The sequence below is a fragment of the Anaerostipes stercorihominis genome (genome assembly GCF_057535655.1).
On sequence record NZ_BAAJCL010000004.1, the window covers coordinates 97,999 to 110,987 of the forward strand.

Annotated in this window: 14 protein-coding genes; 2 read left to right on the forward strand and 12 right to left on the reverse strand. The window is 41.7% G+C overall.

Annotated elements, in window-relative coordinates; all coding sequences use genetic code 11:
• The first annotated feature begins 1 nt into the window (after position 1).
• Both AC27EF_RS05990 and AC27EF_RS05995 read left to right on the forward strand, forming a co-directional pair.
• Positions 2-736, forward strand: coding sequence for a lysophospholipid acyltransferase family protein (locus tag AC27EF_RS05990; RefSeq protein WP_487109572.1), 735 nt, complete (start codon positions 2-4; stop codon positions 734-736).
• A gap of 53 nt (positions 737-789) precedes the next feature.
• On the forward strand, positions 790-1,251 hold the full coding sequence (locus AC27EF_RS05995; RefSeq protein WP_487109574.1) for a hypothetical protein: 462 nt from the start codon (positions 790-792) through the stop codon (positions 1,249-1,251).
• A 105-nt stretch (positions 1,252-1,356) separates the two neighbouring features.
• On the opposite strand, the gene AC27EF_RS06000 is transcribed toward AC27EF_RS05995, so the two are convergent.
• The 12 genes from AC27EF_RS06000 to AC27EF_RS06055 all read right to left on the reverse strand — a co-directional run bounded on the left by AC27EF_RS06000 (position 1,357) and on the right by AC27EF_RS06055 (position 12,932).
• On the reverse strand, positions 1,357-1,827 hold the full coding sequence (locus AC27EF_RS06000) for a hypothetical protein (RefSeq protein WP_487109576.1): 471 nt from the start codon (positions 1,825-1,827) through the stop codon (positions 1,357-1,359).
• Position 1,828: 1 nt separating this feature from the next.
• On the reverse strand, positions 1,829-2,620 hold the full coding sequence (gene hisA, locus AC27EF_RS06005) for a phosphoribosylformimino-5-aminoimidazole carboxamide ribotide isomerase (RefSeq protein WP_487109578.1): 792 nt from the start codon (positions 2,618-2,620) through the stop codon (positions 1,829-1,831).
• Between the two features lie 11 nt (positions 2,621-2,631).
• Positions 2,632-3,345 (reverse strand): RluA family pseudouridine synthase, encoded by a 714-nt coding sequence (locus AC27EF_RS06010; protein WP_487109579.1) that lies wholly within the window; start codon positions 3,343-3,345, stop codon positions 2,632-2,634.
• 8 nt (positions 3,346-3,353) lie between these two features.
• Positions 3,354-4,043, reverse strand: a complete 690-nt coding sequence (locus AC27EF_RS06015; protein ID WP_487109581.1) for a response regulator transcription factor — start codon at positions 4,041-4,043, stop codon at positions 3,354-3,356.
• Positions 4,036-5,532, reverse strand: coding sequence for a sensor histidine kinase (locus tag AC27EF_RS06020; protein WP_487109582.1), 1,497 nt, complete (start codon positions 5,530-5,532; stop codon positions 4,036-4,038). The genes AC27EF_RS06015 and AC27EF_RS06020 overlap by 8 nt, the downstream gene beginning before the upstream one ends.
• Before the next feature lie 175 nt (positions 5,533-5,707).
• Complete coding sequence (gene coaBC, locus AC27EF_RS06025; RefSeq protein WP_487109583.1) at positions 5,708-6,937, reverse strand: bifunctional phosphopantothenoylcysteine decarboxylase/phosphopantothenate--cysteine ligase CoaBC; 1,230 nt, start codon at positions 6,935-6,937, stop codon at positions 5,708-5,710.
• 9 nt (positions 6,938-6,946) lie between these two features.
• On the reverse strand, positions 6,947-7,336 hold the full coding sequence (gene panD / locus AC27EF_RS06030) for an aspartate 1-decarboxylase (protein WP_487109585.1): 390 nt from the start codon (positions 7,334-7,336) through the stop codon (positions 6,947-6,949).
• Positions 7,337-7,350: 14 nt separating this feature from the next.
• On the reverse strand, positions 7,351-8,193 hold the full coding sequence (panC, locus tag AC27EF_RS06035; RefSeq protein ID WP_487109586.1) for a pantoate--beta-alanine ligase: 843 nt from the start codon (positions 8,191-8,193) through the stop codon (positions 7,351-7,353).
• Between the two features lie 13 nt (positions 8,194-8,206).
• A complete protein-coding gene (gene panB / locus AC27EF_RS06040) occupies positions 8,207-9,034 on the reverse strand; it encodes a 3-methyl-2-oxobutanoate hydroxymethyltransferase (protein WP_487109588.1) in 828 nt (275 codons plus the stop codon).
• Positions 9,031-9,879 carry a Rossmann-like and DUF2520 domain-containing protein gene (locus AC27EF_RS06045; protein WP_487109589.1) on the reverse strand — a complete coding sequence of 283 codons (849 nt, stop codon included), beginning with the start codon at positions 9,877-9,879 and terminating at the stop codon, positions 9,031-9,033. The genes panB and AC27EF_RS06045 overlap by 4 nt, the downstream gene beginning before the upstream one ends.
• Positions 9,880-10,235: 356 nt before the next feature.
• Entirely contained in the window at positions 10,236-11,672 is a 1,437-nt protein-coding gene (gene malQ, locus AC27EF_RS06050) for a 4-alpha-glucanotransferase (protein ID WP_487109590.1), read from the reverse strand.
• A gap of 105 nt (positions 11,673-11,777) precedes the next feature.
• The gene (locus AC27EF_RS06055) at positions 11,778-12,932 is read right to left on the reverse strand and encodes an NAD(P)-dependent malic enzyme (protein ID WP_487109591.1); all 1,155 of its coding nucleotides are present in this window, start codon (positions 12,930-12,932) and stop codon (positions 11,778-11,780) included.
• Positions 12,933-12,989: the final 57 nt, after the last annotated feature.

Sequence of the window (12,989 nt, forward strand, 5' to 3'; positions counted from 1 at the left end):
TATGATTCGTTTTTTAGCGGATATTATTTATCTATTCTTTTTCTTAACCTTGACAGCCCCATTGTATCCATTGTTTGAGCACTGGAACAAAACCGACCGGGCTCATAAGCGCTCTGCCATGGCACAGCGTATGGTTATGAATGCATTTCGTATTTGTCTGCGCTTTGCGGGAACCAAACTCATTGTCGAAGGAAAAGAAAATATCCCAAGGGATACCGCTGTTTTATATGTGGGAAACCACAGCAGCTACTACGATATTTTATGCGGATACTGTGCAACTCCATCCGGAACCGGATTTTTTGCCAAAAAGGAAATGGAGAAAATCCCCTGTCTAAGTCACTGGATGCGTTTTATCAACTGTTTGTTTTTAGACCGGCATAATATCAAGGAAGGTTTAAAAACAATGAATGAAGGAACAGAATATTTAAAAAATGGTTTTTCTATGACTATTTTTCCGGAAGGCACAAGAAGCCAGGACGCTGATCCTCACACTTTTAAGGAAGGCAGTCTGCGCCCCGCCTTAAAAGCTCATGTTCCGGTTGTTCCCATGGCCATTTCCGGCACTGCAGATATCCTGGAAAATAACCGCCGCTTTCAAGTAAAACCAACGGTCGTTCACATTACCTTCGGTCAGCCAATTGACCCGGATACCCTGGAACGCTCTGAACAAAAACATTTGGGCGCTTCCATTCGTGAAGAAATTATCGAAATGAGAAAAAAACATAACACAATCTAAAGAAAAGATGGTATAATGAATAAGATATTCAAATGTAACAGGAGGAGAAGAACATGAATATATGGGTGATTATATTAATCATTGGAATCATTGTAGCTATTATTCTCGGTGTTCTTTATTTTGTCGGCAGAAAAATGCAGGACAAACAGGAAGCTCAGCGAGCACAGTTAGATGAGATGGCACAAACCGTCAGCATGCTGGTTATAGATAAGAAGCGGATGAAAATCATGGACGCGGGATTTCCGAAGATGGTTACAGAGAACATTCCCAAACGGGCGAAATTGTCAAAAGTTCCGGTTGTCAAAGTAAAAATCGGACCGAAAATCACACCTTTATTGTGTGACGAAGCCATCTTTGATGATGTTCCTGTAAAAACCGAAATCAAGGCTGTTGTCAGCGGAATTTACATTACCAACATTAAAAATCTTCGTAATGTGGCTCCGCCAGAGCCGGAAAAACGTGGCTTGCGTGCAAAATTAACGAAAAAAAGTGCACAATATATGCGCAAACAATAAAACAATCCAATCTATCAAACTTCTTATGACAGAAAAATTGCACAGGATTTTGTCCTGTGCGATTTTTATTATTCTATGATATCTTTCAGGTTCTATTCCTGCTTCCTATCTTACTTGAATTTTCACAATCACATTTCCATTTTCTGTTTCAATATATCCGATTCGCATATATTGTCCGTCCTTTTTTATAACCCCTCCCTGCGTCGACGGCTGATGGTATCCGAATTTTTTAATAAATCGATCCCCATAGGAAAAATGGACTCCCTTGATGTCAAAACTTTCCTGTTCCATATCTTCCTGATCCTCGCCTCCTGAAGATGCCGGAACAAAATTCTCTACGTAACCTTCCACACTTTTGTAGTTTCCTTGTTTATAGGTGTGAATAATCTGCATATATCCAAATGCAAACCGCAACGCCGCAATGGCACAAATGACCAGACACACTGCTGATAACAGTTTGAAAAACGGTTTTTTCGCAAATACCGCCAGCAATAGTCCGATGATCCCCAGAATCGCAAAAGGAACAACCCAATGGACTTGGATTGTAAAATTGCTGGCCTCATATAATAGTTTCATCCTAATCTACCTCCTTGGATTGCTTACAGTAGGATAAGACCTCTGTAAATTCCATCGGTCCCCCAAACAAATCCAGAGCGCTTCCGATGGTCACATCAATCCTGTCTTTCCCATCTATTTTTAATATACCCAAATCGTTAAAATTTCTTACACCGCCGGCATAAGTAACCGGGTTTCCCTCATACTGTGCCAACAACTTTACAAGTTCCTGATCAATTCCCTGCGCCTTGCCCTCCACATCCACGCCGTGAATCAAAAACTCTGCACACCAGGTCTCCAAAGTTTCCAGCAATTCCTTTGTCAGCTCTTCCTCCGTAAACTTCTGCCAACGATCCGTGGTCACATAGTAGGAATTATTTTTCCTTCGGCAACTTAAATCCAAAACCAAATGCTCTCTTCCCACGATTGTTTTTAGTTCCCTCAGCCGCTCATAATGAATCTTGCCATCCGAAAAAACATAAGATGTCACAATCACATGGGAAGCTCCATGTTCCAGAAACTCCGCCGCATTCTCTGCAGTGATGCCGCCGCCGATCTGAAGACCTCCCGGAAACGCCTTGAGAGCGCGAATCGCCTGCTCTTTATCTTGCTCATAAAACTTTGAATCACCAGAGTTCAACAGAATGATATGTCCGCCGAATAAATGATAATCCCGATACAGTTTCCCGTAAAATGCCCCGTCATGTTCCGACACAAAATTCTCTTTCGCAAAATCCCCTTGATCCAAAAGGCTGCCTCCGACAATCTGCTTTACTTTTCCATTGTGAATATCAATACAAGGTCTAAATTTCATAATCTCTCCTGCTATTGTGTCATTTCCAGCAAATCAAATGCTTCCCCTGACGGCTCTCGTTTAAAACTCAGCTTTTCCTGAGTGACCGGGTGGCAAAATGAAACCCTTGCTGCAAACAATCCGATTTCCCGATACTTTTTTTTCGTGTGCTGATACAATGGGTTATATTTCGTATCTCCCCAAATACCAAATCCTCTGGACGATGTCTGTACGCGAATTTGATGATGACGCCCGGTTTGCAGATGAATCAGACAATATGTATATTGATTTCCCTGCTCATCTTCCATTCTGTCAATAACCTCATAATCCAAAACAGCTTCTTTTGCGCCGAGCGTTCCCTCTGCAGCCACCGAAGAAATATTTCGCTTTTCATCCTTTAACAGGTAATCCCGAAAAGTTCCGGTCTCTTCCGGCAGCCATCCGGTTAAAACCGCCTGATAATCTTTCTCAAACTTATGCTGTCGGATCTGTTCTCCCAGAACCGCGGCACTTTGTCTGGTTCTGGCAAATACCATAACACCGCCGACCGGTCGGTCTAAGCGATGCACCAGATAAAGCTCCGGCTCACCTTTCTTTTGTTCTTCCAAAAATAACTGATTCTTCAATTGATGAAATAAATCAAGATCTCCGCTTTTATCGCCAGATACCGGAATCCCCCTTGGTTTTTCACATACTAAAATTTGGTCATCCTGATATAAAATCGGTATTCTTTTTCTTCTTCTCATAGATGCTCCTACATTTTGAACCGATACCCTACACCCCAGATTGTCTCAATATACTGTGGCTTGGACGTATCTGATTCAATTTTTTCTCTTATTTTTTTAATATGAACCGTAACTGTAGCAATATCTCCCAGAGACTCCATATCCCAAATTTTATTAAATAACTCTTCTTTGGTAAAGACACGGTTCGGATGTCCTGCCAGAAAAGTTAATAAATCAAATTCTTTGGTAGTCAATGTCTTTTCTTCATCATTTAAATACACTCTTCTTGCTGTCTTATCAATCTTTAATCCCCGGATTTCAATGATATCGTTGGCTTCCATCTGATTATTTACCAAGCGGTGGTAACGATTTAAATGGGCCTTTACCCGGGCTACCAACTCGCTGGGGCTGAATGGTTTTGTAATATAATCATCTGCCCCCAGACCCAGACCTCGAATTTTATCAATATCCTCTTTCCGGGCAGAAACCATCAATACCGGAATTTCTTTGACTTCACGGATTTGTCTGCAAATTTCAAAGCCATCGACACCCGGAAGCATAATATCTAAGATAATCATATCATAGTCATTTTTTAATGCCATCTCAAGCCCTTTTTCTCCGTTCGTCTCAATTTCAACTTCAAAAGAACTTAATTCTAAATAGTCTTTTTCTAATTCTGCAATCGCCAATTCATCTTCTACGATTAAAACTTTACTCATGTTTCTTCTCCTTTGACTGATCCAATACTTTATTTAGCGTAAAGAATATGGTCGTTCCGGCACGCAGCTTGCTCTCTGCCCAGATTTCTCCGCCATGTTCTTCGATAATCTTCTTACAGATGGACAATCCAAGTCCGCTTCCTCCGGCAGAATTTCTTGACATATCTGCCCGATAAGTCCGGCGGAAAATATGCGGCAGATCTTCTTTGGAAATTCCAATTCCATTGTCCTTAATCTCAACTTGTACCTTCCGATCAAATTCCGTCAAGGTAATACTTACTTTTCCCTTTGCTTTATTATTATATTTGCAGGCATTATTAATAATGTTATTAATCACACGTTTTAATTGTTCAGGATCTGCCGTAACCATAACATTGGAAGAACAATAATTTCGATATGAAAACAACATCCCTCTCTGCTCTAAATCTGCTCCGATTTCATCTACGCAATCTTTAAAGTAAGCGTTAATATTTATTTTATCAAAATTGTATGGAATAATATTGGAATCAATCTTTGAATACAAAGACAATTCATTAATTAATACGTCCATATCATTGGCTTTGTTATAAATTGTCTTAATATAACGGTCCATTTTTTCCGGAGTATCCGCTACCCCATCCATAATTCCCTCCACGTATCCTTTGATCGCCGTAATCGGAGTTTTCAAATCATGAGAAATGTTGCTGATCAAATCACGATTTTGCTTTTCATAAATAATTCTTGCGTCAATAGAGTCTTTTAACTCTGCGCGCATCTCGTTAAAAGAAGTACACAAATCGCGAATCTCGTCTCCTCCACTTCTGATGACCACATCATTGTCCAGATTTCCGTCTTTAATCCGTTCGGCGCCGGCTTTCAACTGTCGAATCGGACCAATAAATTCTTTATACATAAACCATGATAAATAAGTGCTGGTTAAAATCAGCACACCAATCACTGCAAAAAACAGTTGTGTGAAAATGTTTCGGTAGTGAGGCAGCACCGTGCCCAAGTCCGTCATAATAAAGACAGATCCTTTTCCTCGATCTTTATATTGGAAATCCTGTTGCTTTACCAAATAATTCCCCGGACGGCTGACAAAAAAGCCCCGATCCTGATCACTGTCCTGATTTCCATAATCCGGAAGCTTCCGAATCAGCTCTGAATCCACTTTTGCTTTCCCCTGATATACAATTTTCTGATTCTTTCGGATCATCAAATAAGAATCCTTCTTTTTAAGCCGTTGATTTAAAGCCTTCAAATATGCTTCGTCCTCAAAAATTTCAGGATGAAGCATTGCATTCTTTTCTACTTCTTTATAGATTTCTTTGGTCTGATTATTCATTGTATTCAGGGGATTAACGAAACGCTCAAATGCTCCGGCAGAAATATCTGCGTCATTCATTCGCATATATCCTACACCTAAAGCAGCGATTGATACTATCATCACTAAGATCGGTAGTACAATCGCCGGCAAATAAATTAATCGAACTTTATTTACTGTTTTCATTCTGATTTCGCTCCCTTTTATAATTTCACTAAAATATAGAAATACGCCCAAACAAACCTTTTTTTCACTGCCTCGAACCTGCTATATCATAAAGTCAAAACCTTGCGTCATAAAAATGCCGCAAGGTTATTATATCATAGGAGCCAAAAGAAAACAGAATTTGAACGATATTTTATTAATTTTTTAGAAACTCTCCGCAAGGATTTTTGCTCGTTTGCATTTTCGTCAAGATAAAATCAAAGAGTGCGTCTGCCACTTCATCCTTTGTCAGCATTGGCAATTGTTTTTCTTCCATCTCTGTGATCAGCGTCACCACATTGGTATCTGTATGGAATCCCGCTCCCTTTTCCTTCAAATTATTGGCAACAATTAAATCAATCTTCTTTTTTTTCAGCTTCGCTCTGGAATTTTCCAGCATATTTTGTGTTTCCATGGAAAAACCACACAAAAACTGTCCATCTTTGCGCTTTTCCCCCAAGGTTTTTAAAATATCTTTTGTCCGAACCAAAGGGATGGATAAATCTCCATCTTTCTTCTTCACCTTCTCGTCACTGACATCGGCAGGCGTATAATCTGCAACTGCGGCAGCTTTAATGACAATATCCTGATTCTCGCTTCGCTTCATGACCTCCCTATACATTTCCTCCGCACTGATTACCGGAACAACCTCCACAAATTTTGGAGGCTCCACAGCGGTCTGCCCGGATACGAGAGTCACCTGCGCCCCCCGCAGCATTGCCGCCTTTGCAATCGCATACCCCATTTTCCCGGACGAATGGTTGGAAATATAGCGGACCGGATCAATTGACTCGATGGTTGGACCTGCCGTCACTAACACTTTCTTTCCCGCAAGATCCTTTTCTTTTGCAATTTGACGTTCCAAATGAGCAATCAAAACTTCCTCTGAAGGCATTTTTCCTGCTCCACTGGTTCCGCATGCCAGATGTCCGGTTGCAGGTTCTATCACCTCGTACCCAAACTTCCGCAATTTTGCAAGATTATCCTGCAAAATAGGGTTGGTATACATTTTAGTGTTCATAGCCGGCGCAATCAGCACTGGTTTATTACATGCCATAACGGTCGTGGAAAGCATATCATCTGCAATCCCCCCGGCAATTTTCCCAATGATATTGGCAGATGCCGGCGCAATCAGCATAGCATCTGCTTTATCCGTCAGTGAAATATGCGCTACGTGAAATTGAAAATTCCGATCAAACGTATCGACCAAGCATTTTGTATTGGTCAGACTTTCAAATGCGATGGGATTGATAAAATTTGTCGCATTCTTTGTCATAATCACATGCACTTCGCATCCCTGTTTTACCAGCCTACTGGCAACATTCGCCATCTTATAAGCTGCAACGCTTCCCGTCACGCCCAACACAATCGTTTTTCCTTTTAACATCGTTTTCTCCTACATATCTTCTAATCGTCCGTGTCTCTCATAATTGGTGCAGCGTGAAATATGATTCTCCTCATCCACAAAAACCACCTTTGGTTCAAACGTCCGGGCTTCCTCCAATGTCATATCTGCATAGGCAATGATAATAATTTTATCTCCGGTTGCCACACATCTTGCCGCCGGACCATTCAGACAAATCATCCCGCTTCCCGCTTCTCCCGGAATTGTATACGTTTCAAAACGGCTTCCGTTATTCACATCCACAATATGTACATGTTCATATTCAAGAATCCCTGCGGCTTCTAATAGTACCGGATCTACAGTAATGCTTCCCACATAATCAAGCTCTGCCTGTTTTACAGTTGCTCTGTGGATTTTCCCTTTTAACATGCTAACCTTCATTGTTCTCTTCTCTCCTATTGATGAATTAATGTATTGTCAATTAATCTTGTCTTTCCGATATATACAGCCATCGCAAGCATACATTCTCCCCGAAGCTCATCCACAGGCTGCATGGAAAATGCATCCACAGCTTCTACATAATCAATCTTTGCCAGAGGCTCCGTCTCAAGCTTCTCTCTCATTGCCTGAAGAACCTTTGCTGCATCTTTCTGAGTTTCTGCCAGCTCTCTTCCCAGCGCAATGGTCTTTGAAAGAATCAGCGCCGCTTTTCTTTCTTCCTTTGACAAGTAAGTATTTCTGGAACTTTTTGCCAATCCATCTTCTTCTCTTACAATCGGACAGCCTACGATTTGAATATCCATATTCAAATCTCGGACCATGCGTCTGATCACTGCCAGCTGTTGTGCGTCTTTCTGTCCAAAATAAGCGCGATCCGGCGTGACAATATGAAATAACTTATTTACAACCGTACAAACTCCCCGAAAATGAATCGGTCTTGTTTTTCCACATAATCCTTCGGTTAAACCTGTCATATCCACAAAAGAACAGAAATCTTTCTCATACATTTCCTCCGGTTCCGGATGGAAAATCAGATCCACGCCTGTTTTCTCACACAATGCCGCATCATGCTCTAAGTCTCTTGGATATTGAGCAAGATCCTCCGTCGGTCCAAACTGCATCGGGTTTACAAAAATACTGACAACCACCTTATCATTGTCTTTTCTTGCCGCTTCCATCAGGCTTTGGTGTCCTTCATGAAGATATCCCATGGTAGGTACCAATCCGACAGTGAGTCCCTGCATTTTCCAATCTTTTACCTGTTCTCGTACTTCTTTGATTGTTTCAACGATCTTCATAATCCGCTCCTGTTTAATACAATTTCTCTATAATATCATCATCAATTGCGTATGTGTGTTCTTTTGCCGGGAACGTTCCGTCCTGAACCTCTTTCATATAATCTGCAACCGCTTCTTTCATTGCTGTTCCAACCTGTGCAAATTGCTTTACAAATTTAGGAACAAAGTTTCCATACATCGCCAGCATGTCCTGATATACCAGCACCTGACCGTCGCAGTCTGCCCCTGCCCCGATCCCAATGGTTGGAATATGCAGCTTCGACGTAATAACAGACGCCAATTTAGCCGGAATTCCTTCTAAAACGACCATAAAAGCTCCCGCTTTTTCTACCGCCAGCGCTGCCTCAATTAATTCTTTTGCTGCTTCTTCACTTTTTCCCTGAACTCGAAATCCACCAAATGCATTCACAGACTGAGGAGTCAGCCCAATATGCGCGCAGACCGGAATCTGTGCTTTCACTATCGCCTCAATTTGCGGGCAGACATCTTTTCCGCCTTCTAATTTCACCGCCGTACATCCTGTTTCTTTCATAATTCTTCCGGCATTTACAACAGCATCATATACTGAAGTATGATAGGATAAAAACGGCATATCAACAACAATTAAAGCCTCTTTGGCTCCTCTTACCACTGCAGCCCCGTGGTGAATCATGTCCTCCACCGTAACCGGGATCGTGGAATCATATCCGAGCATCGTCATCCCCAGAGAATCCCCCACCAGCATTGTATGAATTCCACTCTCATCAAACAGTTTTGCTGTAGAATAATCATACGCGGTTAACATTGAAATTTTCTCTTTGTTATCCTTCATTTTTTGCAATGTACTTACTGTAACCTTCATTTTTCTTCCTCCAATACCTGTTTCATATCTGCATAATTTGTTTCAGGATGTCGCTCTTCTGCAATCTGAATGATTTCTCTCGTAAGAACGCAATAGGTTTCTTTTTCTTGTTCTCCGAGAACTTCCAGATGTTTTTTTATGGTCTCAACGTCATGCCGCTCCACCGGTCCGGTGAGCGCCGCCTCCGGTCCCACTTGAAAAATATTTTCAAGATTCTGCAGTGCCAGAGGCTTTAAAGCTGCCAGGGCTTGGGAGCCATCAAATCCACATTCCATTAACAGACTTACAGACTCTCTCATAAGACCAACCATCAAATTGGATGAAAACACCGCAGCCGCATGGTATTTCGGCTTGTCCTTTTTTTCAATGGAAACAACAGAATTCCCACATAAAGACAACAGCTGCCGGATCGGTTCTTCATGATTTTGGTCCCCTTCTACGGTAAACAATGCCTGCTCTAGATCTTCATATGCAGTTTTTTTACTCTTAAATGGAAACATTGGATGAATAGAATAACCGTATGCTCCGGTTTCTTCAATTCCAGAAAGAACAGCAGAACTCAAAGATCCGCTGCAATGACAGATATACTTTCCCTTTAAAGGAAAGGGTTTGACCTGTTCCCAGACTTCTTCAATTGAATCGTCCGGTACCGTTAAAAACAGAACATCACTCATCGTTAATAATTTATCAATGGATGCTACATAACTTCTTTGTGTTTGTTTCTGCGCTTCACATGCCTGAGCTTGTGTGCGGCTGTAAAACCCGGCAACGGGTATGTTATGATGTATAAAGTAATCTCCAAGAGAGCAGCCCACTTTTCCGGCTCCGATAAATCCTACTTTCATACAATATCACCTGCTTTCGTGCGGTGATGTTCCAGTGTTTGTCGGTATGATTTCTTCCAAGAATACCATCCACCTCGTACTATAGCACCCGCACCGTCAAAACGCAAGATAAAAACATCCCTTTGTGGTATTATTTCGTATACAAATATCCTGCGCTCCAAAGCATTTTGCAGTTATGACTGCCCATAGGATATAAAACGTGCCATGACAAAAAGCCTTCCTACAGACTCCGCCATGGCACGTTTTTCTTTTTGTAATAGCGATGATCCAAAATCCGGGCTTACCCAAGCCTCCGGCGACTGCTTACCATCCCGGAATGTGCCTTTTAGCACTTCCGGCGATTATTCTTTTTCACATTATTCTTCACGCTTCTCAACAGCTTCTTTTTTACATTTGTCCTCCGAAATGGTTCGATATTTTGTCGTTAATCTGAGAATTAACTTTTTCAATTCATCGTCCAATTGTTCTTCTTTGACTCTCCACTCCCAGTTATCTCCCACCGTTGAAGGTGTATTGATTCTTGCCTCACTTCCTAAACCAAGATAATCCTGCAATGGGATCACCACCATGTTTCCGCGGCTTTCCAATGCCAGTGAAATTAAGTCAAGATGAACGGTTCCCGTTCTCTCAATGGTGCTGTGGGACAAATAGTGCTCCAAAAACGCCCGATCTTCCTCGGACAATGTCTCGTACCATCCAACCACCGTATCATTATCATGAGTTCCGGTATAAACGACACAATTTTCTTCATATTTGTGAGGCAGGTAGATGCTGTCATCCCACGCGCCAAAGGCAAATTCCAGAACTTTCATCCCAGGATACCCTGTCTCTTTCAAAAGCTCAAATACGCTCGGAGTTAAAAATCCCAAATCCTCTGCTATAACTTCCCGGTTTCCCAGCTCTTTCTTCATCGCATGAAAAAACTCCTGTCCCGGCCCCTTCTGCCAGTGTCCGCCCACTGCTGTCTGGTCTTCCGCCGGGATTTCAAAGTATTCGTCAAATCCCCGGAAATGATCCAGACGCAGGACGTCATATAACAGGAAATTGTAACGAAGACGATTCATCCACCAGCGATATCCGGTGCTTTTGTGATATTCCCAATCATAAACCGGATTTGACCAAATCTGTCCGTCTTCCGCAAAGGCATCCGGAGGACACCCTCCGACAACCTTTGGTTCTCCCTTTTCATTTACTTTAAATAACTCCTTATGATGCGTAAATGCGGTTCCCTCCAATGCTACATAAAACGGTAAATCTCCGATAATCTTAATTCCCTTTTTATTCGCATACGCTTTCAGTGACAGCCACTGCTTCTGAAAATAATATTGACAAAAGCGAAAATAGCCCCCGCTGTCCAGCTCTTTTCGCTTTTTCATATAAGACACATATTCATCCAGCCACTCCTGATTCTTCTCTTTGAACGTTTCGTAATCCTGATCCGGTGAAAATCTGAGATATGCCTTGCGAAGCAGCTTATGCCGACTTTCACGCACTGCATCATAATCCACCTTTCCGGTATTCTCCTCTTGATACGGATCAAGCTCCTGCTGGGTCAGCAGCCCTTCTTTTTGAAGCTGCTCTAAATCTATATAGAGTGTGCTACCTGCATGGCTGGAAAATGAAAGATAAGGAGAATTTCCTGCACCAATCGTTCCCAAAGGTAAAATTTGCCAATACTGTTGTCCGGCTTCTGACAAAAAATCGACAAATTGATACGCTTCTTTGGAAAAACATCCAATCCCATAAGATGACGGCAAACTAAAAACTGGTAACAAAATTCCACTTGTTTTCATTAAATTCTCCTTAGCTCTTTTTTATTTCTTGCATTATATCATAAAAAAGCTTTGTATGAACAAACTTTTCACCTTTTTAAACGTATTTAATTTTCATACAAATCACTATTTTCGACTTTCTTCTGCAACCGCCTCTGCAACTGCCCTGCATACTCTCTCATCGAAAGCTCCGGGAATAACATATTCTTCACTTAGTTCATCATCACCGATGATTCCGGCAATCGCTCTTGCCGCAGCCATTTTCATCGCTTCTGTGATCTGTCCGGCTCTGGCATCCAAAGCGCCTCTGAAAATTCCCGGAAATACAAGAACATTGTTAATCTGATTTGGAAAATCGGAACGTCCGGTTGCGATAACTCTTGCTCCTCCTTTTTTAGCTTCTTCCGGCATAATTTCAGGAGTTGGATTTGCCATTGCAAAAATAATTGCATCGTCTGCCATGTCAGAAACCATATCTGATGTAACAATCTTCGGTGCCGAAACCCCAATGAATACATCTTTCCCCTTTATAATTTCAGGCAAAAGACCTCTTTGTTTTTCTTTATTGGTAATTTCCGCCATCTCTCTCTGTGCAGGATTCATCCATTCTTCTCCCGGACAAAGAGCACCTTTTTGGTCTACCAGAACAACATTGCCTGCTCCGAATTGGAGAAGAAGTCTGCAAATGGAAATACCGGCAGACCCGGCCCCATTAATCACAATTTCTGCTTCTTCCATCGTTTTCCCAACCAATTTTAACGCATTCAAAAGTCCCGCTGCCACAACAATTGCCGTTCCATGTTGATCATCATGAAACACCGGAATATCCAGTTCTTCTTTCAGCCTTCTCTCAATCTCAAAACATCTCGGTGCGGAAATGTCCTCTAGGTTGATTCCTCCAAAGCACGGCGCAATATTTTTTACTGTCTGTATAATCTCTTCTGTATCCTTTGTATCCAAACAGATCGGAAACGCGTCAATGTCTGCAAACTCTTTAAATAATAATGCCTTTCCTTCCATCACCGGCATCGCTGCCTCCGGTCCAATATCTCCCAACCCCAAAACCGCAGTTCCATCCGATACCACAGCGACCAAATTGCCTTTTGCAGTATAACGATACACATCATCTTTGTGATCTCGAATTTTACGGCATGGTTCTGCAACTCCCGGCGTATAAGCCGTACTTAAATCGTCTCTGGTTTTTACTGCTACCTTTGAACGAACTCCAATTTTTCCTTTATTTTTTTCGTGCATTTCCAGCGCCAACTGATTATAATCCATCTTTTTTCTCCTTTTCTTCGTATTTCTTCATCCTTATTATACAAAAAATTCCTATAG